This is a genomic window from Stenotrophomonas sp. DR822, assembly GCF_019793815.1.
Lineage (GTDB): Bacteria > Pseudomonadota > Gammaproteobacteria > Xanthomonadales > Xanthomonadaceae > Stenotrophomonas > Stenotrophomonas indicatrix.
Window position 1 is genome coordinate 1,961,983 of sequence record NZ_CP081826.1, and the last position, 24,206, is coordinate 1,986,188.

A 24,206-nucleotide genomic window follows, 5' to 3' on the forward strand; every position below is an offset into this window, starting at 1 on the left:
CATGCTCCCCGAGCTCGCTCTGGTACCGGGCGAGCCCGCCGGGATCGGCCCGGAACTTTGTGTCCGACTGGTCCAGCAGCCGCGCGATGATTGCCGGCTGCTGGCATTCGCCGATCCGGACACCCTGCGCGCGGCCGCAGCCGCGCTGGATCTCCCCCTGCAACTGCTGCCCGAGGATGCACACGCACGCGTCCCCGGCGATCTGCGCCTGCGCGCCGTCGGCAACAGCGTCCCCAGCCATTTCGGCCACACCGACCCTGCCAACGCAGGTGCGGTGATCGGCGCCCTGCTCGGTGCGGGCCAGGCCTGCCTGTCCGGTGAACTGCACGGCGTGGTGACCGGCCCGGTGCACAAGGCGGTGATCAACCAGGGCGGCATCGCCTACAGCGGCACCACCGAACTGCTGGCCGACCAGGCCGGGGTGAAGGTGGTGATGATGCTGGCCAACGACATCGTCCGCGTTGCCCTGGCCACGACCCACCTGCCGCTGCGTGAGGTTGCCGATGCGATCACCGCGCCCGGCCTGGAACACACCCTACGCACCGTGCATGCCGCGCTGCGCCGCGAGTTCGGCCTGGCCGCACCGCGCATCGCCGTGCTTGGCCTGAACCCGCATGCCGGCGAAGACGGCCACCTCGGCCGCGAGGAACTGGACCTGGTCATCCCGCTGCTGCAGCGCCTGCGCAGCGAGGGCATGGACCTGATCGGTCCGCTGCCGGCCGATACCGCGTTCCTGCCGGCCAAGCTGGCCGGCTTCGACACCGTGCTGGCCATGTACCACGACCAGGGCCTGCCGGTGCTGAAGTACTCCGGCTTCGAGCAGGCGGTGAACCTGACCCTGGGCCTGCCCTATCCGCGCGTGGCGGTCGACCACGGCACCGCGCTGGATCTTGCCGGCCGCGGCATTGCCGATCCTTCCAGCCTGCAGGCCGCCACAACGCTGTGTGCGCGGCTGGCGCGGCAACGTACACTGAGCACATGACTTCCCCGCATTCCCCCTCCGGCCCGGTGTTTTCCGCCCCGGCCAAGAAGCAGCTCGGCCAGCACTTCCTTGCCGACCGCTACTACATCGACAAGATCGTGATGGCGGTCAATCCCAAGGACGGCGACCGCCTGGTCGAGATAGGCCCGGGCCAGGGTGCGATCACCCTGCCGCTGCTGCGCGTACACCCGAAGATGACGGTGATCGAGTTCGACCGCGACCTGATCGCGCCGTTGACCGCCGCCGCCGAGCCGCTGGGTGAACTGACCATCGTCAACCGCGACGTGCTGCGGGTCGATTTCACCGAGCTGGCCGACGGCCAGCCGATCCGCCTGGTCGGCAACCTGCCCTACAACATCTCCTCGCCCATCCTGTTCCATGCACTGGAACATGCTGCGGTGGTCTCGGACATGCACTTCATGCTGCAGAAGGAAGTGGTCGACCGCATGGCTGCCGGTCCCGGCAGCAAGGTGTTCGGCCGCCTCAGCGTGATGCTGCAGGCCTACTGCGAGGTGACCTCGCTGTTCGTGGTGCCGCCGGGTGCGTTCAGGCCGCCGCCGAAGGTCGATTCGGCCGTGGTGCGCCTGGTGCCGCGCGACCCGGCCAGCATCGACATCAAGGACCACAAGCGCTTCGCCGAGGTGGTCAAGGCCGCCTTCGGCCAACGCCGCAAGACCCTGCGCAATGCCCTGAACAACGTGGTCAGCGCCGAGCAGTTCGTGGCCGCCGGCGTGCGCCCCGATGCCCGCGCCGAACAGCTGGACGTGGCTGAATTCATCGCTTTGGCCAATGCCACCTGATTACACTGCCGGTATGGAAGACGCTGACGTTTATGCCATCTCCGTCGAAGTCGCCCCGCGCTTCCTCGACGACCAATCCGCGCCGGAAGACGGTCGTTATGCGTTCGCCTATACGATCCGCATCCACAACCAGGGCCGGGTTGCCGCGCGCCTGGTCGCACGCCATTGGCGCATCACCGATGCCAATGGCCGCGTCGAGCATGTCGATGGCGATGGCGTGATCGGCGAACAGCCGCGACTGCGTCCGGGTGAAGACTTCCATTACACCTCGGGTGTCATGCTCGGCACCGAGCACGGCACGATGCAGGGCCATTACGACATGGTGGCCGACGACGGCACCGAATTCGCCGCGCCGGTCGCACCCTTCGTGCTGGCCATCCCGCGCACCCTGCACTGACACGGAGGCCGAACGATGAGTGTATGGGCGATCGGCGACCTGCAAGGCTGCTATGACGTAACCCAGCGCCTGCTGGAGAAGATCCGGTTCGATCCGTCGCAGGACACCCTGTGGTTCTGCGGCGACCTGGTCAACCGCGGTGGACAGTCACTGGAAACGCTGCGGCTGGTGCATTCGCTGCGCGAACACAGCGTGGTGGTGCTCGGCAACCACGACCTTTCCCTGCTGGCCGTCGGTGCGCGCACCGAGGAAGAACAGCGCAAGGTCAACCCGGACCTGCTGCGCATCGTCCAGGCCGAAGACCGCGACGTGCTGCTGGACTGGCTGCGCCTGCAGAAGCTGGTGCACGTGGACCGTGAGCTTGGCTGGATGATGGTGCATGCCGGCCTTGCGCCGAAGTGGACCACGCAGATGGCCGAGAAGCATGCGGCCGAAGTGGAAGTGCAGCTGCACGGCGCCGGCTACCGCAAGCTGTTCCGCAACATGTACGGCGACAAGCCCAGCTGGGCGCCGAACCTGACCGGCTACGAGCGCTCGCGGGCGATCATCAACGTGCTCACGCGCATGCGCTACTGCACCTCGCGCGGCCGCATCGGCATCGAGGACAAGGGCACGCCGGGCACCCAGGAACAGGGGCTGTATCCCTGGTTCGAAGTGCCGGGCCGGGTCGAGCGCGACCTGAAGGTGGTCTGCGGCCACTGGTCCGCGCTCGGCCTGACCATCACCCAGGGCATCCACGCGATCGACACCGGTGCCGTGTGGGGTGGCAAGCTCACCGCGATCCAGCTCGACACCGATGAGCTGCGCGTGGTGCAGGTACCGGGACGCGACGTGCCGGCACCGGTCGCCAACGCGCGGCCGCCCGCGCGACCGGCACACGAGCGCACGGCAGGCAAGGACAACAGCCAGGGCAACGGCAACGCTGCAACGGCTGGCGCCCCGGGCAACCGTGGTCCGCGCCGGCGCCGCCGCCGTGGTGGTGGTGGCGGTGGTGGCAACAACAACGGAACGCCTCCTTCGGCATGACGCCCGGCAACCGCGCACCATGGACGGTGCTGCTGCTGATGCTGGCCCTGGCCAGCGGCTGCCAGCCCTCATCGTCGCCAGCGACCGTCGGCGCCGACGCTACCGCCGCCCCTGCATCAGCTCCTGCACCTTCGCCGCCGCTGGTCGCTGCCGCGCGCGCACAGGTCGGCGTCACCACCCGCTACGACCCTGCCTATCAGGTACTGGCCTACCCCGGTGGCGACGTGCCCGCTGATCGCGGCGTATGCACCGACGTGGTGGTCCGCGCCCTGCGTACGCAGGGGCTGGACCTGCAGGTCCGCGTGAACGAAGACATGCGCGCTGATTTCAGCGCCTATCCGCCCCTCTGGGGCCTGTCCCGACCGGATCGGAACATCGACCACCGGCGCGTGCCCAACCTGATGCGCTGGTTCGACCGCCACGGCTGGCAGCAACCGATCAGTGCCCGCGCCAGCGACTTCGCTGCCGGCGACATCGTGGCCTGGAAGCTCAACGGCAACGGCCTGCTGCACGTAGGCATCGTTTCCGACCGGCGCCTGGCCGACGGCACGCCGCTGGTACTGCACAACATCGCGCGCGGTACGCGGGAAGAGAACCTGCTGTTCCAGCACACCATCATCGGCCACTACCGGATGCCGTAAAACGATCCTGTAGAGCCGGGCACGGCCCGGCTTTCCACGCCTCAGCGGCGGACGTAATGCACGAAGCGGAACGCGTAGGCGTGACGCTCATCGGCCGGGTGCGGTTCACTGGCCACCTCCTGCCAGAGGCGCTCATCCACCTCCGGGAAGTGGGTATCGGCCGGTACTTCGGCGTCCACCCAGGTCAGGTACAGATCACTGGCCTGGTCCAGCAGCTGGCCGAAGATCTCGCCGCCACCAATGATGCACAGCTCGCTGGCGCCCTCGCCCTCTGCAATCGCTTTCGCCTCGTCCAGCGAGGCCACCGCGCGCATGCCCTCGAACGGCACCTGGCCGCTGCGGGTCAGCACCAGGTTCGTTCGACCGGGCAGCACGCGGCCAATCGATTCGGCGGTCCTGCGCCCCATCAGGATCGGCTTGCCCAGGGTCAACGCCTTGAAGTGCCTGAAGTCGTCCGGCAGGTGCCAGGGCATGGCATTGCCCTGGCCGATGCCACGATTGCGATCCAGTGCCACGATCATCGAAAGTTTCAAGGTGTGGCCTCCTCAGCCGGCGTCGATCTGCAGGCGTGTACAGGCCTCGTTGGCGGCACTGGCCGCGCGCAGCGCTGCAGCCAGCGCCGGGTTCGACGTGGAATTCTCGTCCAGGCCTTCAAGGATCCTCTGCATCTGCGCGTCCTCGATCTCCTTCAGGCCCGGTCCCGACAGGATGTCCCTGGACAGCGTGGCAACGTCGGTGCTGCCGCTGCGCGCCAGGAATCCCTGCAGTTCCTTGCTGGAATAGACCACCGCCAGGCGCTGCTCGAGCTCATGCTGGTAGGCGGTCTCTTCGATGCCAGCCTTCAGGTGTTCGGCCATCGCCGCGTACATGCCGGTCACCGCCTCGCGCACCTGTGCCTGGCAGCCGACTGGCATGTCGCTGGGCAGTGGCGCGCTGCCATCGAGCGTCCGGACGAAGCTCTGCAATTCCCCGCGCATGTGCTTGTGCACGATCTGCTCGTTGACCTGCCGGGCCAATGCGAGGGTGTCTGCAGGCGCCGCCTGCACCAGGCTCAGCGGCGCCAGGCCAGCCAACGCCAGCAGTGCCGCAACGCGTGGGCGCGCGCTCATACCGCCACCGGCGCCTTGATCGCCGGATGCGGATCGTAGCCATCAATGCGGATGTCATCGAACTGGAAGCCGAACAGATCGCTCACCTCCGGGTTCAACCACAGCGTGGGCAGCGCGCGCGGTTCACGCGACAGCTGCTCGCGGGCCTGCTCGAAGTGGTTCGAATACAGGTGCGCGTCGCCCAGCGTGTGCACGAAATCGCCGACGCCCAGGCCGGTGGCCTGCGCCACCATGTGGGTCAGCAATGCGTAGCTGGCGATGTTGAACGGTACGCCGAGGAAGATGTCGCCACTGCGCTGGTACAGCTGGCAGCTGAGCTTGCCGTCGACCACGTAGAACTGGAACAGGTTGTGGCACGGCATCAACGCCATCTGCGAGAGCTCGCCCACGTTCCAGGCACTGACCACCAGCCGCCGCGAATCCGGATTGCGCTTGATCTCCTCCACCAGCCACTGCATCTGGTCGATCTGGCCGCCGTCGGCCGTGGCCCAGCTGCGCCACTGCTTGCCGTACACCGGGCCGAGGTCGCCGTTCGCATCGGCCCACTCGTCCCAGATGCGCACCTGGTTGTCCTTGAGGTAACCGATGTTGGTATCGCCCTTCAGGAACCACAGCAGCTCGTGGATGATCGAGCGCAGGTGCAGCTTCTTGGTGGTGACCAGCGGGAAGCCGTCGTTGAGGTTGAAGCGCATCTGCCAGCCGAACACGCTGCGGGTGCCGGTACCGGTGCGGTCGCTCTTCTCCGCGCCGTGTTCGAGCACGTGCGAGAGCAGGTCCAGGTAGGCCTTCATGCCTTGCCCTCTGCCGTCACCAGCGGCCGCGGCTGCAGCACCGGCGCGCGGCGCGACATCACCAGCAGCACCAGGCCGAAGGCGATCAGCGGCACGCACAGGATCTGCCCCTTGGTCAGCCAGCCGAAGGCCACGTAGACGCCGTTGTCGGGCATGCGCACGAACTCCACGGCGAAGCGGAAGATGCCATACAGCAGCGCGAACAGGCCGCCGACGAGATAGCGATGGCGCGGCTTGGCCGACACTGTCCACAACACCGCGAACATCACCAGCCCTTCCAGCAGCGCTTCATACAGCTGCGACGGATGGCGCGCGAACTGGTTGAGCGCACCGCTGGCGAACTGCGACTGCAGGGTGGCGTGGTCGAGCTGGTTCAACGGTGCCGGCAGGCCGGACGGGAACACCACGCCCCAGCTGCCGTCGGTGTACTTGCCCCACAGCTCGGCGCCGATGAAGTTGCCGATGCGGCCAAAGCCCAGGCCCAGCGGCACCAGCGGCGCCATGAAATCCATGGTGTCGAAGAAGTGCAGCGCATGCTTGCGCGACCACCACCAGCAGGCCGCGATGACGCCGAGCAGGCCGCCGTGGAAGCTCATGCCGCCATCCCATACCTTGAACAGCAGCAGCGGGTTGTGCAGGAAATCGCCCAGCGCGTAGAACAGCATGTAGCCGATGCGCCCGCCCAGCACTACGCCGAGCATGGCGTAGAACAGCAGGTCGGAGAAGCCGTTGGCGTCGACGCCCGGCAGGCGCCCGTCGGCGATCCGCTTGCGCCCCAGCAGCCAGGCGGCGGTGAAGCCAAGCAGGTACATGATGCCGTACCAGTGCACCTTGATCGGTCCCAACGAGAGGGCGATGGGGTCGATGTCGTGGAAATAGATCATGAAGGGCGCCTTGCAGGGATGCCGATATTCTAGCGCCGCCCGGGAGCGGCCTCGTGGTGGCCGCCGTCGCCCGATTGCCGGGCTTCAGCCCAGGATCTGCGGCGTGTCCGGCAGGCCGTCCTGATCGGACCGCGCCGAGGCCGGAAAGTGCCCTTCCACCAGGGAGGAAACCTCGTCGATGGCATCGCGCAGCGCCGCCACCGGCTGCGAGCCGCGCAGGCCTTCGCGCAGATGCGTGCAGACCCGCTGCCACTGCTCGGGCGCGACCCGCCCGTGCAGGCCACGGTCGGCCACGATCTCGATGGCGTGGTCGGCCAGCAGCAGGTAGATCAGCACGCCGTTGTTGTGCGCGGTATCCCAGGTGCGCAGGTGCGCGAAGGCATGCTCGGCCGCCTGCCGCGGGGTGACCTTGTGCCACAGCGCATGCAGCGGCAGGTCGGCCTCCACGGCAAACATCACCTGGCCGCCATGGCGCTGCTCGCCCGCGGCGATCGCTTCGGTGATCGCCTGCAGCGTGGCCGGCGGGAACGCCCGCCTTACTGACGGCGAAAACAGATGCCTGCACAGACGTTGGATCATCACCAGCCTCCCGACGCGCCGCCGCCGCCGGAACGGCCACCACCGCCGCCCCAGCCGCCGCCACCGCCAAACCCACCCCCGCCACCGAAGCCGCCGCCGCCCCAGCTGCCTCCGCCCCAACCGCCACCGCCGGCGAAACGCCCCGGATGGCCGGACAACATCGCCACCACCAGGCCCACCACGCCGGCCAGGCCACTGGCCAGCAAGGTGGAAGTGAACAGGAAGGCGGCTACCGCCGCACCAGCACCACCCAGCAGGCCACGCAGCGGACGCGGTACCCGCGAGAACACGCCGCGCAGGATGCTGCCGGCGAACACGCCGATGAACAACGCCAGGATCCAGGTATCACCGTCCCCGTCCGGGGCGCGTCCCTGCTGGCTGCTGATCGGCGCCGGCAGGGCTTCGCCGTCGATGATCCTCACCAGCACCGCCGTGGCCTCGGTGATGCCACCGGCATAGTCATTGGCGCGGAAGCGTGGCACCAGGTACTCCTGGATCACCCGGTTGGCGATCGCGTCGGGAATCGCGCCTTCCAGGCCATAGCCCGGTTCGATGCGCACCCGCCGATCGTCCTTGGCCACCACCAGCAGCACGCCGTCATCCACGCCCTTGCGACCGATCTGCCACTGGTCGAACACCCGGGTGGTGTACTGGGCGATGTCTTCCGGCTGCGTGGTCGGCACCACCAGCACCTGCATCTGGCTGCCCTTGCGCTGCTGCAGGTCCAGCGCCTGCTGCACCAGCGCCTGCTTCTGCGCCGCATCCAGGGTGCCGGTGGTGTCGACCACCGGCGAATCCAGCGCCGGAATCGGCGCCAGCGTCTGCGCCTGCACGGTCAACGGCAACCACAGCAGCAGGGCCAGCAGTGTGGCGGCCAAGCGCATCGGTCAGTGGCCCGGAGCCGGAGCCGGCTGCTGCTGCGGCGCGTTGCCGAAATCAACCGCCGGCGCGTTGGAGATCTGCGCTTCGTTTTCCACGGTGAAGTTCGGCTTGGGCTGGTAGCCGAAGATCTTGGCGGTGATCAGCTGCGGGAACGAGCGGATGTAGGTGTTGTAGTCCTGCACCTGCTGGATGTAGCGGCCACGGGCAACGGTGATGCGGTTCTCGGTGCCTTCCAGCTGCGCCTGCAGGTCGCGGAAGTTCTGGTCGGACTTCAGCACCGGGTAGTTCTCGGTAACCACCAGCAGGCGCGACAGCGCACTGCCCAGTTCGCCCTGGGCCTGCTGGAACTGCTTGAGCGAGGCTTCATCGTCGGCGTTGACGTTGATCTGGCCAACGCGCGAACGGGCGTTGGTGACTTCGGTCAGCACGCGTTCTTCCTGGCTGGCGAAACCTTTCACGGTCTGCACCAGGTTGGGCACCAGGTCGGCGCGGCGCTTGTACTGGTTGAGCACTTCGGACCAGCTGGCCTTGACCGCTTCGTCCTTCTGCTGGATGGCGTTGTAGCCGCAGCCGGACAGCAGGGAGGCCAGCAGCAGCAATGGGATGAGGCGGGTCAGCAGGCGCATGGCCAAGGCTCCGGGTGGACTGAGCGCCGAGCATGCCATGGTCGGTGTTAACGGACGTGTGGAGAGTGCCGGCCATCGGGCGCCGCCCCCTCCGCGGTGTGGTCCAGCCAGCTCGGGTGGGCCGGGAGGGTGGGTTGGCTGGGGGACGCTGCAAGTACGTCCATGTAAGCTCGGTCGCCGCATCCATGCGGCTCACGCCCCCAGCCAACCCACCCTCCCGGCCACGGACGGTTTCCTGCGCACCGCGGGAAGATCAAAAAAGAGCAAAAGCGAAAGCCCATGCTCCGGGCATTCGTGCCGACCAACGGTCGGCCCCCACCATCAGCAGCAGGTTCCAACAGATCGCAGGAACCTGTCGAAGGCGGGGTGGGTCCGGTTGAGGGGGCGTGAGCGCCATGGATGGCGCGACCGAGGCTACATGGACGTATTTACGCCGTCCCCCTCAACCGGACCCACCCCGCCAACCCACGGAATGCAGGCTGTTGCTGTTGCTCTGGATTCTGCGGGTGCAGGGCTGCAAGCCCTGCCGGAACACGTCCCTCAGCAAGCCTCAGCCACCGGCGCGCGTGCCCGCCCCAGCCACGCCAGCAGCAGCGCCGACGCCGCCAGCAGGCCACCGGCCACCGGAATCGCCGCGTACCCCAGCCCCAGGCTGATCACCGCACCACCCAGCGCCGCGCCCAGTGCATTGCCGAGGTTGAATGCACCGACGTTGATCGACGACGCCAGGCCCGGCGCCTCGCTGGCCGCCTGCATCACCCGGATCTGCAACGGCGGCACGATGGCGAAGGTCGCCGCACCGAACAGCAGTACACCCAGCGCCGCAGTCGCGTGGCTCATGAAGGCCAGCGGCAGCACGAACATCAGCACCGCAAGTACCGCCAGCAGGATCCGGGTGGCGCCGTCCAGCGACCAGTCGGCCATGCGCCCGCCGATGCCGTTGCCGAAGGTGAAACCGATGCCGATCAATGCCAGCGACAGCGCGATGAAGGCATTCGACGCACCGGTCAGTTCAGTCAGCACCGGCGCCACGTAGGTGTAGAGGGTGAACATCGCACCTGCACCCAGCACCGTGGTGGCCATCGCCAGCAGCACCTGCGGCTGCATGATCGATTTCAGTTCACGCCGCACATCCGGGCGCGCGCCCGCGGCTGACGGCGGCAGTGCCATGGCCAACGCGGTGATCGCAACCACACCGAGTATGGCGGTGCCGGCAAAGGCCAGGCGCCAGCCCAGCTGCTGGCCGACCCAGGTCGCCAGCGGCACGCCACCGATGTTGGCGATGGTCAGGCCCATGAACATCGTCGCCACCGCCGCGGCCTGCTTCTCCTTCGGCACCAGGCTGGCGGCGACCACCGCGCCGATGCCGAAGAACGCACCGTGATTGAGACTGGTCACCAGCCGTGACAGCAGCAGCAGGCCGTAGTTCGGGGCCAGCGCCGACAGCAGGTTGCCGATGACGAAGATCGACATCAGCAGCATCAGCGCGGTGCGCTTGCCGAAGCGTCCCATCAGCAGGGTCATCACCGGTGCGCCCAGCATCACGCCCACCGCATAGGCGGTGATCAGCATGCCGGCGGTGGGGATGCTGACCCCCACTCCGTTGGCGATGACCGGCAGCAGGCCCATCGGCGTGAACTCGGTGGTGCCAATGGCGAAGGCGCCGACGGCGAGGGCCAGCAATGCGGCTCTGGAATTCATGGGGATTGCCTGCGTGGGGGCAGGCCCTGTGGAAAATGAGCGCGTAGCCTGCGCGCTTTGCCGGCCGGGAGTAAGCCACTACGCGGGAAAACAGTGTTGATCCCGATTCACAAGTGGAGGGTGCAAGCCGGCATTGCGGGAAGAAGCCACGCCGGGCATCGCCCACGCTTCGGTAGCGCCGGGCCGTGCCCGGCGAGCGCAGCGGCTCCTGAAACGCAGAACCCCCGGCCGGGCCGGGGGTTCTGTCTCGCTTGCTTACCAGTCGCCGGCGCCCGGCACGTGGTGTTCGCGTGCGCGGCGGCGCATCAGCAGGTTCAGCCACTCCACCAGCACCGAGAAGCCCATCGCCGCGTAGATGTAGGGCTTGGGCACGTGCACGTCCAGGCCGTCCAGGATCAGCACCGCGCCGATCAGCAGGATGAAGGCCAGGGCCAGCATCTTCACGGTCGGGTTGGCATCGATGAAGCGGCCCAGCGGGTTGGCCGCCAGCAGCATCACCGCCACCGACAACAGGATCGCCGCCACCATCACCGGCACGTGGTCGGCGATGCCGACGGCGGTGATCACCGAATCCAGCGAGAACACGATGTCGATGACCGCGATCTGCGCGATCACGTAGCCGAACACGGCCGAGGTCTTGGTGGTGGTCGGGTCCTCGTCCTCGCCACCGGTGATCATCTCCTTGATCTCCATCCAGCCCTTGATGATCAGGAACAGGCCACCGACGATCAGCACCAGGTCGCGGATGGAGATGCCCATGCCGGCCACGGTGAACAGGTTCGCCTGCATGTGCGCCAGATACGCCAGCGAGACCAGCAGGCCGATACGGGTGATGCAGGCCACCGCGATGCCGAGGCGGCGCGCGAACGGGCGGCGGTTTTCCGGCAGCTTGCTGACGGCGATGGAGATGAACACCAGGTTGTCGATGCCGAGCACGATTTCCAGCGCGCTCAAGGTGAACAGGGTCAACCAGACATTCGGATCGGCGAGAAACTCAAGGGACATGGGTAGTCTTCAACAAGGGGGAGGAAGAAGGATCAGCCGACGCTGGCCGGGAACAACCGCGGCACCAGCACCAGGGCCCAGCACAGCAGCACGTTCATCATCAGCACGAACACCGCCGCCGAGCCCATGTCCTTGGCGCGGCCGGCCAGTTCGTGGATTTCCGCGCCATAGCGCTCGATCACCGCCTCGATGGCCGAATTGGCCAGCTCCATCGCCAGCACCAGCAGCATCGAGCCGATCATCAGCGCGCGCTCCACCGGGGTCTGGCCCAGCCAGATCGCCAGCGGGGTCAGCAGCACCAGCAGGTAGACCTCCAGCCGGAACGAGGACTCGTGCAGCCAGGCAGCACGCAGGCCCTGCCAGGACCAGCGGGCCGCCTGGAAGATGCGGCGCGGGCCGCGGGGCATGTGGCCGAACTGATCAGCCACGGGTGATGGATCCAGCAACAGGGGCGCGGCGCAGCGACCGCTCAGACGCACGGCAGGAAATCATGGGTGCACAGGGATAGGCAGACTGCCCCCATTTTGCCACAAGGGCGGCAATGGCACCCCGCACGCCCCGCCGCGAGGCCCTGCGAACGACCCCGCAAACGGCCCAGCACGGCCAAGCGCGGGGCCAGCCCAGCTTCTATGATGGATACCCCCTGCCCTGCCGGAGTGCCCGATGACCCGTCCCCGCACCTGCCTGATCCTGCTCGGCCTGCTGGCCGCGCCGCTGGCCCAGGCCCTGAGCCCGCCGGCGCCGCCGCAGATCCCTGCGCAGGTCTCCAACGTGGCCTGGGCCGCCGACATGAACGCCTTCGCCGCCGCCGACCGGACCAATCCGCCGCCGCGTGGTGGCATCGAGTTCATCGGCAGCTCGTCCTTCCGCATGTGGGACAGCCTGGCCCGGGATTTCCCGGGGCAACCGGTGTTCAACCGCGGCTTCGGAGGTTCGGAAGTACGCGACAGCACCTGGTACGCCGGCCAGGCCATCGTGCCGTACGCGCCTTGCAAGGTGTTCTTCTACGCCGGCGACAACGATCTCAACAGTGGCCGCAGCGCAACCCAGGTACGCGATGACGTGGTGGCCTTCGTGCAGCGCGTGCATCGCGACCTGCCGCAGACGAAGGTGGAATACGTCTCCATCAAGCCCAGCCCATCGCGGGCGCACCTGCTGCCGGCGATCATCGACGCCAACGCGAAGATCAAGGCCGCGTTGGCGAAGCTGCCCAACACCGGCTACACCGACATCTACACACCGATGCTCGGGGCCGACGGCCAGCCCGATGCGTCGTTGTTCCGCGAGGACATGCTGCACATGACCCCGGCCGGCTATGCGATCTGGACCAAGGCGCTGGCGCCGAAGGTCAACTGCAACTGATTGATCCCGAGGTTGCCGGCCAGCGGCCGGCACTACCGCGACAACGCGCGTGCTCCGGTAGTTGCCAACCTTGGTTGGCATGAATGCGTCCACCTGCATCCCAGTGAAAGCGCCGACCAGGGTCGGCAACTACCGAACTGGCAAGCGGCCCTCAGCGGAAAATCACCGTCGCCTCGGTGCCCTTGCCCAGCTCGCTGGCCAGGCTGACCTTCCAGCCGAAGCGGTCACACAGGCGGCGCACGATCGACAGCCCCAGGCCAGTGCCCTGCGGTCGGCTGGGATCGGCACGATAGAACGGCTCGAACGCACGCGACAGCGCGTCGGCGGACATGCCGATGCCGGTATCGCTCACCACTACCCGGTCGTTGTGCACGTGCACGTCGATGCGGCCTTCGTCGGTATAGCTGCAGGCGTTGCGCACCAGGTTGCTGACCACCACCTGCAGCACCCGCGGCGGTGCGTGCAGCTGCACGGCCGCGTCGCTGTGCAGGTGCACCGCCAGCGGCCGTCCCACCAGCAGCTCGTTGGCGTTGTCCACTTCGTAACGGACGATGTCGTTGACGTCGAACAGTTCCACCTGCGGCTCGACGTCCGCCTCACGGGCCAGGATCAGGAAGGCATCGATCACCGCTTCCATGTCCCGCCCGGCACGCTGGATGCGCTGCAGGCTGCGGCGCAGGCGCGGCTCCAGGCTTTCATCGCCCAGCGCCATGTCGCTGGCCACGCGGATGACCGTCAGCGGCGTGCGCAGTTCATGGCTGGCATCACGGGTGAAGTTGCGCTCGCGCGCCACGTGCGCGGTGACCCGGTTGGCCAGCGAATGCAGCGCCGCCGCCAGCTGCCGGGTCTCGCCCTGCATGTCCGCCGGCAGCTTGTTCGGCTCCAGGTCGGCCGCTTCCGGATGGCCCGGATCCCAGCGCGAGACACGACGCGCCAGCCAGTTCACCGGCGATACCAGGCGTTTGGAGGCACGGTAGGTGATCCAGGAGGCGCCATATACCGCCAGCAGGGTCAGCAGCACCGGCACGATGCCGAACCAGAACGCCAGCATCTCCGCGCGCGAGCGCAGGAACACCAGGTACAGGCGCCCCTCTTCGCGGGCGTCGACCAGCACCAGCTGATCATCGTCGGGCAGTTCGTGGAAACCCGGTTCCAACGTGCGCAGGTTGGCCGGCAGTGACAGGCTGGACTGCCCGCGTTCCAGCAGGTAGCCACGGATGTTCTGGGTGTTGGGCGGCGGCTGCACGGGCGAGGCCTCGTGCAGTGTCCAGTAGTACGCCGCTTCTTCGCGCAGGGCAGCGCCCACCAGGCTGTGCTTGATCACCAGCGAAACCAGCCAGGCACCCAGCAGGATACCCAGGCTGGCCAGCACGGCTTGCAGGATGAAAGCGATACGGATCTTGCGCGGCAGGCCGTGCGGCATTGCGGTGTCCCGGTCAGAGCGCTGCGATTATAGGCAGCGCGCTGTGCCGTGATCGTGCATGGACGATGACGACCCGGTATCCGGAACGTTCACCCCTTCCCTGCCGACCACGGCCGTGCCGGTTCTGCTGCAACACCGGCACGACGTCGATCAGGCCATCGGCTGGGCGATATCGGCGATGCGATAGCCCGCGCTCTGCACGGTGTGCAGCAGCGGCCGATCGAACGGCTTGTCGATGATCTTGCGCAGGTTGTACAGATGGCTGCGCAACGTGTCCGAATCAGGCAGGCCGTTGCCCCAGATCTCGCGTTCGATTTCCTGGCGGGTGACCACACGCGGCGATTCACGCATCAGGATGGTCAGCAGGCGCAGGCCGATCGGCGACAGCTGCAGCTCGGTGCCGGCACGGGTGGCACGCATGCTGACCGGATCGAGCACCAGGTCGGCGACCTTGAGCACTTCCGAACCCACCTGGCGACGTTCGCGGCGGATCAGCGCGCGCAGGCGGGCTTCCAGTTCCTGGATCGCGAACGGCTTGGTCAGGTAATCGTCGGCACCAAAGCCAAGCCCGGTGAGCTTGTCATCCAGCGTGTCGCGCGCGGTCAGCATCAGCACCGGGGTCGACTTGCGCGCATCGTTGCGCAGCCGGCGGCACACTTCGATGCCATCCAGCCGCGGCAGCATGAGGTCCAGCACGACGACGTCGTAGCTGTTCTCGGCAGCCAGACGGTAGCCGTCCAGGCCATCCTGCGCATAGTCGACCTCGAAGCCACGGCCTTCCAGGTATTCACCGATCATCTCGGAGATATTGCGGTTGTCTTCGACCACCAGCACCAAGCCGGAAGTCTCCTTCGTCTGACGCATGAGAATCCCTCTTTCTTCAGCTTTGTGAAACATGCCCGATCGACGGTGCACGCGATGTGAAGTTGCGTCAATGAAAAGAAGATGGCGTGCTCACAGCAGCGGTTTCAGCAGCGGCCAGACGTTGTCCAGCACCTTCGGCTGCGCTTGGGCGGTGGGATGCAGGCCGTCGGCCTGCATCAAGCCGGGCTGCAGGGCCACGCCTTCCAGCAGGAACGGCAGCAACGGCACCTTGTACTGCGTGGCCAGTGCCCGGTACGCCGCAGCCAGGCGCTGGCGGTAGCCTGGCCCATAATTGGGCGGCACATCGATGCCCAGCAGCAGCACCTTGGCACCGGCCTTCTGGCTGGCCTGCACCATCTTTTCCAGGTTGCCCTGCACCTGCGCCGGGGTCAGCCCGCGCAGCGCATCGTTGCCACCAAGGGCGATCACCACCACCGTGGGCTTCTCGCGGCCAAGCAGGCCCGGCAGGCGGGTCAGCGCGCCAGCGGTGGTTTCCCCGCTCATGCTGGCGTTGACGATGCGCGGCGGGGTTTTCGACTGCTGCCTGACCCGCTGCTGCAGCAGGCTGACCCAGCCGGCATCGGCCGGGATATTGTGGGCGGCACTGAGGCTGTCACCGAGCACCAGCACGGTACCGCCGCCCGGACCTTTGGCACACGCCAGTGCCGGCAACAGCAGCAACCCTAGCAGCAGCATCATCATTGCGCCGGCTTGCCGGCTCCATTCCGTCTTGTGCATTGGAGTCTCCTCATCGACAGCCTGTCCCCCCGCAGCGCGCCCGTCGCCATCGCCGTCGACCAGGTCGGCAAATCCGTGCATGGCCCGGAGGGTGAAGTCCACATACTGGACAACATCACCCTGACCGTCCATGAAGGCACCAGCGTGGCCATCGTCGGCGCCTCTGGTTCCGGCAAGACCACCCTGCTCGGCCTGCTGGCCGGGCTGGACCTGCCCAGCCGTGGCCACATCGCGCTGGCGGGCCAGGATCTGACGGCACTGGACGAAGAAGCGCGTGCACAGCTGCGCGCGCGCGACGTCGGCTTCGTCTTCCAGAGCTTCCATCTGCTGCCGGCGCTGACGGCGGCCGAGAACATCGCGCTGCCGCTGGAACTGGCCGGGCGCGAGGACCGCACGCGGGTGGACGAGGTGCTGACTGCGGTCGGGCTCTCGCATCGTGCCCGCCACTACCCGCGGCAGTTGTCCGGCGGCGAGCAGCAGCGTGTTGCCCTTGCCCGGGCATTCGTCAGCCGCCCGCGCATCCTGTTCGCCGACGAACCCACCGGCTCGCTGGACCAGGCCACCGGCCAGCACATCAGCGATCTGCTGTTCGAACTCAATGCCGGCAGCGGTACCACGCTGGTGCTGGTCACCCACGACCTGCGCCTGGCACAGCGCTGCCAGTACATCCATCGCATCGACAACGGCCGCCTGCAGCCGGTGGAACATGGAGTGGACGCATGAACCTGCTGCGGCATGCGTGGCGCGCGCTGCGCCGCGAGGCCCTGGCAGGTGACCTGCTGACGGTGTTCGCCGCCCTGGTGCTGGGCGTGGCGGTGATGACGGCGGTGGGCACGCTGGTGAACCGGGTCAACCTGGCACTGACCGGCAGCGCAGCGGAAATGCTCGGCGGCGACCTCGGCGTGGCCGGCCGCGATGACCCGCCCGCCGCGTTCGCTGAGGAGGCGCAGCGACGCGGCCTGGCGCATACGCGGCTGGCCGGCTTCGGCAGCGTACTGTTCCAGGGCGATGCCAGCCAGATGGCCAGCATCAAGGCCGTGGAAGCGGGCTACCCCCTGCGCGGCGCGCTGCGCGTGCGTGCCACGCCCGGCGGTGCGCTGATCGCCGATGCCGGAATGCCGGCCAAGGGCCAGGCCTATGCCGACCCACGCCTGCTGCAGGCACTGGGCCTGAAGGCCGGCGACGATCTGGAATTCGGTGCGGGCACGCTGCGCATCGCCGGCATCATCGAATCGGAACCGGATGCCGGTGGCGACCTGCTGACGCTGTCGCCGACCCTGCTGGTCAACCGCGCCGATGTGGAAGGTACCGGCCTGCTCGGCCCCGGCAGCCGCATCAACTACCGGGTGATGTTCGCCGGCCCTGCCGCCGACATCGCGTCATTCCGGCAATGGCTGCTGCCGCAGGTAAAAGGCATGCGCCTGCTCAGCGTGAACGATACCCAGCGCGGTGTGCGCCAGGCCTTCGACCTGGCCGGTCGTTTCCTCGGCCTGAGCGCGCTGCTGGCGGTGCTGCTGGCCGGCGTTGCCACCGCACTGGCGGCCAACCGGTTCGCGCTGCGTCGCATCGACCAGGTGGCGATCCTGCGCTGCCTGGGTGCACGCCAGCGCGACATCCTGGCCGGCCTGGCCCTGCAGCTGCTGATGCTGGCGGTGCCGGCGTGTGCGATCGGCATCGGCCTGGGCATGGCGGCACAGGAAGGACTGGTGCAGGTCCTGGGCAGCCTGGTACCGCAACGCCTGCCGCTGCCCGAAGCCATGCCTGCGCTGACCGGCGCGGGGATCGGCCTGTTGCTGCTGTTCGGCTTCGGACTGCCGCCGCTGCTGCGCCTGCGTGGCGTGCCGCCGATGCGCGTGCTCAACCGTTCGTTCGCTGCCTTGCCGCCGGCCTCGCTGCTGGCCTATGTGGCTGCGCTGGCGGCCAGCCTGGTACTGGCGGTGCAGGTCACCGGCGATCTGAAACTGGCACTGTGGGTGCTGGGTGGCCTGGCCGGGCTGGCGGTGGCCGCGGGCGTGGTCGGGTTCCTGCTGCTGCAGCTGCTGCGTGGCCTGCAGCACCGCCTGCACGGCAACTGGCGGCTGGGCCTGGCGGCGCTGACGCGGCGGCGGATGCTGGCGGTGATGCAGCTGGTGGGGCTGTCACTGTCGCTGTGCGCCCTGCTGTTGCTGGCGGTGATCGGCCCCGGCCTGCTGCAGCAGTGGCGCGAGCGCCTGCCTGCGGACACGCCCAATTATTTCCTGATCAACATCCAGCCCGAGCAGCGCGACAGCGTGCTGGCTGCACTGCAGGGCCTGGGTGCGGATGATGCCAGCATCGAACCGATGGCCACCGGCCGCCTGATTGCAATCAACGGCAAGCCACCGCTGCGGGTCGACCGCACGCCGGCCGAGGACACTCGACCGCAGGGCGAAGGCCAGCGCGACGACGATGACGAGAACCGGCCGCTGAACTTCAGTTGGCGCAGCACGTTCCCGCCGGCCAATACGCTGGTCAACGGCACGTTCTGGAAGCCGGACAGCACCGCCGCCGAGGCCTCGGTGGAGATCGGCTGGGCCAAGCGCTACGGCGTGTACCCCGGTGACCGCATCACCATTGCGGTGGGCGAGCAGCAGCGCGAGTTCAGCGTTACCAGCGTGCGCAAGGCGGACTGGAATACCTTCCGCCCGAACTTCTTCGTGTTGTTGAACCCGAACGCGGTGGGCGATACACCGCACAACCTGCTGTCGGCGTTCCATCTACCGGCCGGCCGAGCGGCGGGACTGGGTGCCCTGGTGCGTGCGCAGCCCAACCTCTCGCTGCTGGACGTGGATGCGGTGATCTCGCAGGTACGCGATGTGATGGAACGGGTGGCGCAGGCGGTGCAGCTGGTGATGGTGTTCAGCCTGCTGGCCGGCGTGCTGGTGCTGCTGGCGGCGCTGCAGGCAACGGCGGGCGAGCGACGCTATGACAGCGCGGTGCTGCGCACGCTGGGTGCGACGCGGCGCCAGCTGCGTGGCGCGGTGCTGGTGGAATTCGGTGCGCTGGGCGCGCTGGCGGCGCTGCTGGCGGTGGGCGCGGCAGCGGTGATCGGCGTTGCGGTGTCGCAGAAGGTGTTCGAATTGCCGCTGCTGCCGCCGTGGCCGGGCCTGGTGCTGGGTGGTCTGCTCGGCATCGCGCTGAGCCTGCTGGCCGGCTGGTTGGGCACCCGGCGGATCCTGCACACGCCACCGGCATTGGCGCTGCGCGAAGCCTGACGCTGTTCTGTGGCAAAGGCATCCACGCATGGCGTGGATCTACCAGCGAGCCGAGTAGATCCACGCCATGCGTGGATGCATTACCGATGATCCCGGTAGATCCACGCCATGCGTGGATGCGGTTCACGACGCCTGCTGCTTCGCCCAGGCCACGGTCATGTCCATCGCGCACTGCATGTCCGGAAGCGCCATGAGCAGGCAGAGCCCGTCCTGGTCGTCGTTATCTCCTACCCGATTGTGAACTTCGGTGTATTCCGGGTGGCTTTCGAAAATGACGATACGGACGAGGTTGCCGCTGGGCAGGTGCTTAGCGGAAAAAACAGGATTGGCTTCACGGTCTTTCGTGCCATCGACGAAGAACACGTTGTAGTGCGGCTTCGGAAGTCCTCGGGGCGCAGCCCGGCGGCGTAGATGTCGGCGTCGAAGTGGTCGAGGAAACGCTGCTCGAGACGGTCGTAGGTTATCGGGTTGGTCAGGTAGTCATCGAACATCGGGGGATCTGGCACGCTCACCCTCAGCACTCGCTGCCTTCGGGCACTGGAATCGCAAAGACACGGACGACGTCGTGGGCCGGGGGACCATCAGTGCGGCTTTCGCAGAAGCGAAAGCCCGCGAGCATGCCTGCATCTACGAACACGGAGCGCACCAGCGCGATTTCCGCCGAGATGATCGTGCCGCAATCGCGCAGAAGGCGATCCCCCAAGGCAACGCCTTCGGCGCCTGGGTAGTAGAAGACGCTGGGAAGCAAAACGCCCTCCTCCGCATGCAGCTCGAAGTCGGTGAAGCTCAATGCCAGAAACATCTCCGGGCCCGTCCCACCGCGCACCTTGCCAGCAATGCGGACGGTTGAAAGCAAGTGGTTGCAGAGACTGAGCAGATAGGCCGATGTCCATCGAGGCCCCAGGCGCGCTAGCAATTCGTCGATCCGTCGCAAACGCGAAACAATCGGCACCTCTTCGAAGTCATCGATTTCGAGAAAGAAGCCGTCGATGTCATCGCAGGCTTCGCCGGGCAGCAGCTGACTGCAGACGGTGGAGAGTTTCATCGACGGGGAAGATCGTGGACAGCACGGGCTGCCCATCCTATCGCGTGCCCGCCTCTCGCAGAAATACGCGGAAAATCGCAGTGAAATGCGTCATAGCGAGACGCATCCGGCACAAAAAAGCGGCACGATGCATGGATGCCACATGCGGTCACCGCCGGAGAGCGTGCCGAGCAAGCTCGGCACCCACCAGTGCAGTGCGCATCCGGCACCGCACTGCGCCGATCATCCTTCCTTCGGCGCCTTTTCCACGTACTTGGCGAAGACTTCGTCGATCTGCGCGTCCTTCACCTTCTTGCCGGCCTGCACGTCCTCGGCCTGGGTGAACAACGGGATGATCATCGCCATGCCGTCGAGCCTGGTCTTCAGGTGCACGCCCGGGGCCTGGGTCAGGAAACCGTCCCAGCGCTGGCGCACCTTGCTCCAGTAACCGGCGGTGGCCTTCCAGTAATCGCGCGCCGGGGTGAAGTCGACCTCGGTGGTCCTGATGTAGTCGTTGAAGCCGAATTCGCGGGCGATTTCCACCTGGCTGCCATCCGCGTTGCGCTGCACCTTGGTGTTGAACTGCTCGTGGGTCCAGCCGTTCGGGGTCAGGGTATGGCGGTTGACCACGGCCAGCGCGTTGTAATCGCTGCGCTTGGTGTACTCGCGGCGTGGCAGCGGCCGCCAGCTGATATCGCTGCTCCAGGTCGGCACGTTGTTGAGGTAGGTCCACGTGCCGGTGCCGCAGTAGCGCGGTGCATCGCTGACTTCGTACACGCACTGGGTCCAGGCGCCCTGGTTGGTCGCGGCCGCGATCGTGCGCACCTGCCAGGTCTGGTCGGCGCTGAACTCGAAGCGGTTCGGCGCTTCGTACACCCAGTCCTGCCGCCAGTGCTTGGTCACGTGGCCGCTCTTCTCGTCCAGCAGCAGGTGCTGCAGCACGATGCGCTTCGGCGTGTCCTCGACCACGATCACCACTTCGTTGCCACCGCTGCGCATGGCCGGCGCGCGCTCGTAGCCCGGCTTCAGCAGCACGGTCTCATCGAAGGCGAAATCCACCGTGTACTCACCCTGCATGGCGAGGATGCTGTCATGGTCGCGGGCGATGTCGGAGGGCTGCGCGCTGGCGGCGCCACTGGCGGCGAGCAGCACCATCACGCTGGCTGTCTGGAACTTCATCGGGTCTTCCTTCGGGGTTGCAGGTTTCGTGGAAAGGCCATCCTGGCCGGCAGGCAATCCATCGCAATCAGGTCACAGCCGTACCAGCGGCAGGTCGCCGGGAGCGCGCGCGGCAGGGCGGCGTGCGGCGTCGGCGCAGCAGCAGTCGTCAATCGCCAGTTCGCCTTCGGCGCCTTCCATGCGTGCGATGCGGCGCGCGGTGGCGGCACCGAGCGACGACAGCGTGGACAGGCTGGCGGCCAGGGTCCGGCCCTCGTCGGCGGCGTGCAGGCGCAGCGTGCACAGACGCCAGCGTTGTCCGCCCAGGTGCCCGGCCAGGCGCCGCCACAGGCGTTCACCGACGCTGCCATCGCTATCGTGCGAAGGACCCGGCGGCAGCGTCGCCACCAGCCGGTCCCAGGCCAGGAAATCGCTGTCCGGCAACAGGTACAGGCGCCACACGCAACGGCCACGTGCATCGAGGAAGCACAGGCTTTCGCGCAGGCCCTCGCTGTCCACGCCCTGGCAGGCATGCACCGATACCGCCTGGCGCCAACCGCCCAGCTCGTTGCCATCGGCGTGATACAGGCACAACACGGTGCCGAGCGCTGCCAGCTGTGCCGGCGCAGGCCAGGCCCGCAGCGACGAACGCGACAGGGAGGACGGCAGGCGGCGCGCGGACAGGGCTCGGCTCATGGGATCACCAGGACACGGCAAGGCTGGCCGACAGGGTGCGGCCGGGGCTGGTATAGCGGTCCAGAACGGTACTGGTGGCCGACAGGGTCGAGCCGACGTTGGACCAGTCGATGTAACGCTTGTCACCCAGGTTGAAGACACCGACGTTGAAGGTGGCGCCCGGGGCGAAGTTCCAGTGCGCCATCAGGTCGGCCACGCCATAGCCCGCCGGGCGATAGGTGGTGGTGCTGGCCAGCCGGTCCTTGCGCTTGACGAAGGTGCCTGCCAGTTCAACACCCCAGGTATCGGTGTCGTACATCAGGCCGACGGTGCCGCGCAGCGGATCGACCGAATCCAGCGGCGTGTCTTCGGTCTTGTTGTCGCCGCGCGACCACGCCACCGCACTGCGCAGCGCCCAGCCCTGCAGTGCGGGACGGATCTGGCCGAAGTCGACGCCGGCCTTCAGTTCGGCGCCGTAGATGCGTGCGTCGGCGATGTTGCGCGACTGGAACACCATCAAGCCCTGCGGGTTGGTACCTACCAGCGTCTGCGACTCGATGAAGTCCTTGTAGTCGTTGTAGTAGCCGCTCACGCTCACGTACGCCGCCGGCGACAGGAAGCGCAGGCCCAGTTCAACGCCATCGCTGGTTTCCGGCTTCAGGTCCGGATTGGGAATGGCGGTGTAGCCGAAAGCGAAATTGGTGAAGCCGAGGTTGACGTCGTTGTACGGCGGCGAGCGGAAACCACGCGAGTAACCGGCAAACAGCGACCACTCGTCGGTGAAGCGATAGACCAGGCCGAACTTCGGCGACACGCTGGTCTTCTTCAGTTCCGACACGGCCACGCCGGGGTTGTCCTCGGCGAAGATGCTGTCCACGTCCGGCTTCAGTTCGTAGCGGTCCACGCGCACGCCCGGCACCAGCGACAGCCTGCCATCGGCCAGGCGCATTTCATCCTGCGCGTACAGGCCCAGCTCGGTGGTCTTGCTGATCGGGAAATCGCGCACGGGGAACGCGTCGGGCAGGATCGTCGTGCTGACCACGCCACGATTGCTGACCTGGTAGCCATCGCGCTTCTGGCGGATCTCGGTGCGGGCGCCATCGAAGCCATAGGTCAGCGCGTGTTCGACGCTGCCGGTGCTGAAGGCCTTGTTGAACACCGCCTGCAGGCCATACACGCGCTGGTCGAAACTGAACTGGCGATGGCGGCGGCTGCCGTTGGCGCGCGCCTCATCGGTGCGCTGCGTGGTTTCGCTGTCCTGCGTGTAGACCTGCCAGTGCAGGCTGTCGGCGAAGCCCTTGTCCAGCGCATCCATCTCGTGGGCGAAGGACACGCGGGTGCGGTTCTGCTTGTCGCGCGCCTTCATGCCGGTGGTGGTGGTGCGGTCGATCGAGGACAGCACGTCGGTATCGGTGTTGTCTTCGTTGCCTTCCACGGTCAGGCGGAAACGCTGGTCTTCGCTGGGCGCATAGACCAGCTTGGCCAGGCCGCTGCGACCATCGCGGTCCTGCGGGTTGGCCGCGGTGCGCGTGTTGTCGTTGCTGCGCACATCGCCCTTGTTGTCGGTTTCCTGGCCCTGGCGGTGGTTGATGTTGACCATGCCGCTCCAGTGTTCGCCACCGAAGGCGCTGGTGACGCCGCCGAGCAGGCCCTTCCACTCGCCGTCGTAGCCGAATTTCAGGCCGACGTAGCTGTCCTTGCCATCCTTGAGGTAATCAGCCGGATCCTTGGTGACGAAGGCAACCACGCCGCCAAGTGCGTCCGAGCCGTACAGCGAACTGGCCGGGCCGCGCACGACCTCCACGCGCTTGAGCGTGTCCAGGTCGGTGAAGTTGCGATTGGCGTTGGAGAACGAGCCGATGTTGAAGCTGGTCGGCATGGCGATGCCATCGGTCTGGATGCGCACGCGATTGCCATCCAGGCCACGGATGCGGATGCTGCCGAGGCCGAAACGGGTGGCACTGCGGCTGACCGACAGGCCCGGCTCGTAGCGGACCAGGTCCTTGATGTCCTGCACCAGCTGCCGGTCCATCTGCTCGCGATCGATCACATCAACGGTGGCGGCGACATCGCTGACCGCACGTTCGGTACGGGTGGCGGTGACCTGCACGCGATCGAACTCGCGCGCGTCGGGCGCGGCATCGGCAGCAGCGTGGGCGGACAGCGGCAGAGCCATCCACAGGGCAATGGAAAGGGCAGTCGGGCGGGTCATCGGCATCGTTCGGTCAGGCAGGGGAACCCCCGGCCACCGCCACGCCAGACAGGCATGAACGGTAGACCGAGGGGGAGAGAGCAGGAGCGGACGG

General features: G+C 67.2%; 26 protein-coding genes. 8 read left to right on the top strand and 18 right to left on the bottom strand.

Features of this window, described 5'->3' with window-relative positions:
* Window position 1: 1 nt before the first annotated feature.
* From pdxA to K5K93_RS09190, 5 genes are read left to right on the top strand one after another with little or no spacing between them, the layout of a single operon-like run.
* Complete coding sequence (gene pdxA / locus K5K93_RS09170; protein WP_222390663.1) at window positions 2-982, top strand: 4-hydroxythreonine-4-phosphate dehydrogenase PdxA; 981 nt, start codon at window positions 2-4, stop codon at window positions 980-982.
* Window positions 979-1,782 carry a 16S rRNA (adenine(1518)-N(6)/adenine(1519)-N(6))-dimethyltransferase RsmA gene (rsmA, locus tag K5K93_RS09175; protein WP_025877916.1) on the top strand — a complete coding sequence of 268 codons (804 nt, stop codon included), beginning with the start codon at window positions 979-981 and terminating at the stop codon, window positions 1,780-1,782. The genes pdxA and rsmA overlap by 4 nt, the downstream gene beginning before the upstream one ends.
* Window positions 1,783-1,795: 13 nt before the next feature.
* Window positions 1,796-2,179, top strand: coding sequence for a Co2+/Mg2+ efflux protein ApaG (gene apaG, locus K5K93_RS09180; protein WP_025877914.1), 384 nt, complete (start codon window positions 1,796-1,798; stop codon window positions 2,177-2,179).
* Window positions 2,180-2,194: 15 nt separating this feature from the next.
* Window positions 2,195-3,205, top strand: coding sequence for a symmetrical bis(5'-nucleosyl)-tetraphosphatase (locus tag K5K93_RS09185; protein WP_222390665.1), 1,011 nt, complete (start codon window positions 2,195-2,197; stop codon window positions 3,203-3,205).
* Entirely contained in the window at window positions 3,202-3,846 is a 645-nt protein-coding gene (locus tag K5K93_RS09190) for a DUF1287 domain-containing protein (protein ID WP_222390668.1), read from the top strand. Before K5K93_RS09185 ends, K5K93_RS09190 begins: the two co-directional genes overlap by 4 nt.
* A gap of 41 nt (window positions 3,847-3,887) precedes the next feature.
* Here K5K93_RS09190 and K5K93_RS09195 read toward each other — a convergent pair whose 3' ends face one another.
* The 10 genes from K5K93_RS09195 to K5K93_RS09240 all read right to left on the bottom strand — a co-directional run bounded on the left by K5K93_RS09195 (window position 3,888) and on the right by K5K93_RS09240 (window position 11,851).
* Window positions 3,888-4,379 carry a dihydrofolate reductase gene (locus K5K93_RS09195; RefSeq protein ID WP_093818945.1) on the bottom strand — a complete coding sequence of 164 codons (492 nt, stop codon included), beginning with the start codon at window positions 4,377-4,379 and terminating at the stop codon, window positions 3,888-3,890.
* A gap of 12 nt (window positions 4,380-4,391) precedes the next feature.
* Complete coding sequence (locus K5K93_RS09200; protein ID WP_222390670.1) at window positions 4,392-4,955, bottom strand: hypothetical protein; 564 nt, start codon at window positions 4,953-4,955, stop codon at window positions 4,392-4,394.
* Window positions 4,952-5,746: a thymidylate synthase gene (locus tag K5K93_RS09205; protein WP_222390672.1), complete on the bottom strand. Its 795-nt coding sequence runs from the start codon at window positions 5,744-5,746 to the stop codon at window positions 4,952-4,954. The genes K5K93_RS09200 and K5K93_RS09205 overlap by 4 nt, the downstream gene beginning before the upstream one ends.
* Window positions 5,743-6,630 carry a prolipoprotein diacylglyceryl transferase gene (lgt, locus tag K5K93_RS09210; RefSeq protein WP_222390674.1) on the bottom strand — a complete coding sequence of 296 codons (888 nt, stop codon included), beginning with the start codon at window positions 6,628-6,630 and terminating at the stop codon, window positions 5,743-5,745. The genes K5K93_RS09205 and lgt overlap by 4 nt, the downstream gene beginning before the upstream one ends.
* A gap of 84 nt (window positions 6,631-6,714) precedes the next feature.
* Window positions 6,715-7,209, bottom strand: a complete 495-nt coding sequence (locus K5K93_RS09215) for a TPM domain-containing protein (protein ID WP_222390675.1) — start codon at window positions 7,207-7,209, stop codon at window positions 6,715-6,717.
* Window positions 7,209-8,093 carry a TPM domain-containing protein gene (locus K5K93_RS09220; protein ID WP_222390676.1) on the bottom strand — a complete coding sequence of 295 codons (885 nt, stop codon included), beginning with the start codon at window positions 8,091-8,093 and terminating at the stop codon, window positions 7,209-7,211. Before K5K93_RS09220 ends, K5K93_RS09215 begins: the two co-directional genes overlap by 1 nt.
* 3 nt (window positions 8,094-8,096) lie before the next feature.
* Window positions 8,097-8,717 carry a LemA family protein gene (locus tag K5K93_RS09225; RefSeq protein ID WP_025877902.1) on the bottom strand — a complete coding sequence of 207 codons (621 nt, stop codon included), beginning with the start codon at window positions 8,715-8,717 and terminating at the stop codon, window positions 8,097-8,099.
* Between the two features lie 540 nt (window positions 8,718-9,257).
* Window positions 9,258-10,418: an MFS transporter gene (locus tag K5K93_RS09230; RefSeq protein WP_222390677.1), complete on the bottom strand. Its 1,161-nt coding sequence runs from the start codon at window positions 10,416-10,418 to the stop codon at window positions 9,258-9,260.
* 255 nt (window positions 10,419-10,673) lie between these two features.
* Complete coding sequence (locus K5K93_RS09235) at window positions 10,674-11,423, bottom strand: TerC family protein (protein ID WP_059066043.1); 750 nt, start codon at window positions 11,421-11,423, stop codon at window positions 10,674-10,676.
* A gap of 32 nt (window positions 11,424-11,455) precedes the next feature.
* A complete protein-coding gene (locus K5K93_RS09240; protein WP_025877898.1) occupies window positions 11,456-11,851 on the bottom strand; it encodes a diacylglycerol kinase in 396 nt (131 codons plus the stop codon).
* A gap of 235 nt (window positions 11,852-12,086) precedes the next feature.
* Between K5K93_RS09240 and K5K93_RS09245 the strand changes: the two genes are divergently transcribed.
* On the top strand, window positions 12,087-12,785 hold the full coding sequence (locus K5K93_RS09245) for an SGNH/GDSL hydrolase family protein (protein ID WP_093818938.1): 699 nt from the start codon (window positions 12,087-12,089) through the stop codon (window positions 12,783-12,785).
* A gap of 151 nt (window positions 12,786-12,936) precedes the next feature.
* Here the strand turns inward: K5K93_RS09245 and K5K93_RS09250 are convergent, their stop codons facing one another.
* The 3 genes from K5K93_RS09250 to K5K93_RS09260 all read right to left on the bottom strand — a co-directional run bounded on the left by K5K93_RS09250 (window position 12,937) and on the right by K5K93_RS09260 (window position 15,810).
* Window positions 12,937-14,208 carry a HAMP domain-containing sensor histidine kinase gene (locus K5K93_RS09250; RefSeq protein WP_032974932.1) on the bottom strand — a complete coding sequence of 424 codons (1,272 nt, stop codon included), beginning with the start codon at window positions 14,206-14,208 and terminating at the stop codon, window positions 12,937-12,939.
* 150 nt (window positions 14,209-14,358) lie between these two features.
* Window positions 14,359-15,072 (bottom strand): response regulator transcription factor, encoded by a 714-nt coding sequence (locus K5K93_RS09255; protein WP_002811889.1) that lies wholly within the window; start codon window positions 15,070-15,072, stop codon window positions 14,359-14,361.
* 90 nt (window positions 15,073-15,162) lie between these two features.
* Entirely contained in the window at window positions 15,163-15,810 is a 648-nt protein-coding gene (locus tag K5K93_RS09260) for an arylesterase (protein WP_059066041.1), read from the bottom strand.
* A gap of 75 nt (window positions 15,811-15,885) precedes the next feature.
* On the opposite strand from K5K93_RS09260, the gene K5K93_RS09265 reads away from it, so the two are divergent.
* Window positions 15,886-16,533 carry an ATP-binding cassette domain-containing protein gene (locus K5K93_RS09265; RefSeq protein ID WP_222391034.1) on the top strand — a complete coding sequence of 216 codons (648 nt, stop codon included), beginning with the start codon at window positions 15,886-15,888 and terminating at the stop codon, window positions 16,531-16,533.
* Window positions 16,530-19,043: an FtsX-like permease family protein gene (locus tag K5K93_RS09270; RefSeq protein ID WP_222390679.1), complete on the top strand. Its 2,514-nt coding sequence runs from the start codon at window positions 16,530-16,532 to the stop codon at window positions 19,041-19,043. Before K5K93_RS09265 ends, K5K93_RS09270 begins: the two co-directional genes overlap by 4 nt.
* Window positions 19,044-19,166: 123 nt before the next feature.
* On the opposite strand, the gene K5K93_RS09275 is transcribed toward K5K93_RS09270, so the two are convergent.
* From K5K93_RS09275 to K5K93_RS09295, 5 genes are all read right to left on the bottom strand, one after another.
* Window positions 19,167-19,406: a hypothetical protein gene (locus tag K5K93_RS09275; protein ID WP_117309565.1), complete on the bottom strand. Its 240-nt coding sequence runs from the start codon at window positions 19,404-19,406 to the stop codon at window positions 19,167-19,169.
* 151 nt (window positions 19,407-19,557) lie between these two features.
* A complete protein-coding gene (locus tag K5K93_RS09280) occupies window positions 19,558-20,088 on the bottom strand; it encodes a hypothetical protein (RefSeq protein ID WP_222390681.1) in 531 nt (176 codons plus the stop codon).
* Between the two features lie 222 nt (window positions 20,089-20,310).
* A complete protein-coding gene (locus tag K5K93_RS09285) occupies window positions 20,311-21,246 on the bottom strand; it encodes a DUF6607 family protein (RefSeq protein WP_222390683.1) in 936 nt (311 codons plus the stop codon).
* A gap of 72 nt (window positions 21,247-21,318) precedes the next feature.
* Window positions 21,319-21,921 carry a Hemin transport protein gene (locus tag K5K93_RS09290; RefSeq protein WP_099782885.1) on the bottom strand — a complete coding sequence of 201 codons (603 nt, stop codon included), beginning with the start codon at window positions 21,919-21,921 and terminating at the stop codon, window positions 21,319-21,321.
* Between the two features lie 4 nt (window positions 21,922-21,925).
* On the bottom strand, window positions 21,926-24,112 hold the full coding sequence (locus K5K93_RS09295) for a TonB-dependent hemoglobin/transferrin/lactoferrin family receptor (RefSeq protein ID WP_222390684.1): 2,187 nt from the start codon (window positions 24,110-24,112) through the stop codon (window positions 21,926-21,928).
* Between the last annotated feature and the right edge of the window lie 94 nt (window positions 24,113-24,206).

Bases quoted from the DNA above. Each gene is read 5' to 3' on its own strand.
- pdxA (WP_222390663.1), top strand. From the start codon at position 2: ATGCTCCCCGAGCTCGCTCTGGTACCGGGCGAGCCCGCCGGGATCGGC.
- rsmA (WP_025877916.1), top strand. From the start codon at position 979: ATGACTTCCCCGCATTCCCCCTCCGGCCCGGTGTTTTCCGCCCCGGCC.
- apaG (WP_025877914.1), top strand. From the start codon at position 1,796: ATGGAAGACGCTGACGTTTATGCCATCTCCGTCGAAGTCGCCCCGCGC.
- K5K93_RS09185 (WP_222390665.1), top strand. From the start codon at position 2,195: ATGAGTGTATGGGCGATCGGCGACCTGCAAGGCTGCTATGACGTAACC.
- K5K93_RS09190 (WP_222390668.1), top strand. From the start codon at position 3,202: ATGACGCCCGGCAACCGCGCACCATGGACGGTGCTGCTGCTGATGCTG.
- K5K93_RS09200 (WP_222390670.1), bottom strand. From the start codon at position 4,955: ATGAGCGCGCGCCCACGCGTTGCGGCACTGCTGGCGTTGGCTGGCCTG.
- K5K93_RS09205 (WP_222390672.1), bottom strand. From the start codon at position 5,746: ATGAAGGCCTACCTGGACCTGCTCTCGCACGTGCTCGAACACGGCGCG.
- lgt (WP_222390674.1), bottom strand. From the start codon at position 6,630: ATGATCTATTTCCACGACATCGACCCCATCGCCCTCTCGTTGGGACCG.
- K5K93_RS09215 (WP_222390675.1), bottom strand. From the start codon at position 7,209: ATGATCCAACGTCTGTGCAGGCATCTGTTTTCGCCGTCAGTAAGGCGG.
- K5K93_RS09220 (WP_222390676.1), bottom strand. From the start codon at position 8,093: ATGCGCTTGGCCGCCACACTGCTGGCCCTGCTGCTGTGGTTGCCGTTG.
- K5K93_RS09225 (WP_025877902.1), bottom strand. From the start codon at position 8,717: ATGCGCCTGCTGACCCGCCTCATCCCATTGCTGCTGCTGGCCTCCCTG.
- K5K93_RS09230 (WP_222390677.1), bottom strand. From the start codon at position 10,418: ATGAATTCCAGAGCCGCATTGCTGGCCCTCGCCGTCGGCGCCTTCGCC.
- K5K93_RS09235 (WP_059066043.1), bottom strand. From the start codon at position 11,423: ATGTCCCTTGAGTTTCTCGCCGATCCGAATGTCTGGTTGACCCTGTTC.
- K5K93_RS09245 (WP_093818938.1), top strand. From the start codon at position 12,087: ATGACCCGTCCCCGCACCTGCCTGATCCTGCTCGGCCTGCTGGCCGCG.
- K5K93_RS09250 (WP_032974932.1), bottom strand. From the start codon at position 14,208: ATGCCGCACGGCCTGCCGCGCAAGATCCGTATCGCTTTCATCCTGCAA.
- K5K93_RS09255 (WP_002811889.1), bottom strand. From the start codon at position 15,072: ATGCGTCAGACGAAGGAGACTTCCGGCTTGGTGCTGGTGGTCGAAGAC.
- K5K93_RS09260 (WP_059066041.1), bottom strand. From the start codon at position 15,810: ATGCACAAGACGGAATGGAGCCGGCAAGCCGGCGCAATGATGATGCTG.
- K5K93_RS09270 (WP_222390679.1), top strand. From the start codon at position 16,530: ATGAACCTGCTGCGGCATGCGTGGCGCGCGCTGCGCCGCGAGGCCCTG.
- K5K93_RS09280 (WP_222390681.1), bottom strand. From the start codon at position 20,088: ATGAAACTCTCCACCGTCTGCAGTCAGCTGCTGCCCGGCGAAGCCTGC.
- K5K93_RS09285 (WP_222390683.1), bottom strand. From the start codon at position 21,246: ATGAAGTTCCAGACAGCCAGCGTGATGGTGCTGCTCGCCGCCAGTGGC.
- K5K93_RS09290 (WP_099782885.1), bottom strand. From the start codon at position 21,921: ATGAGCCGAGCCCTGTCCGCGCGCCGCCTGCCGTCCTCCCTGTCGCGT.
- K5K93_RS09295 (WP_222390684.1), bottom strand. From the start codon at position 24,112: ATGACCCGCCCGACTGCCCTTTCCATTGCCCTGTGGATGGCTCTGCCG.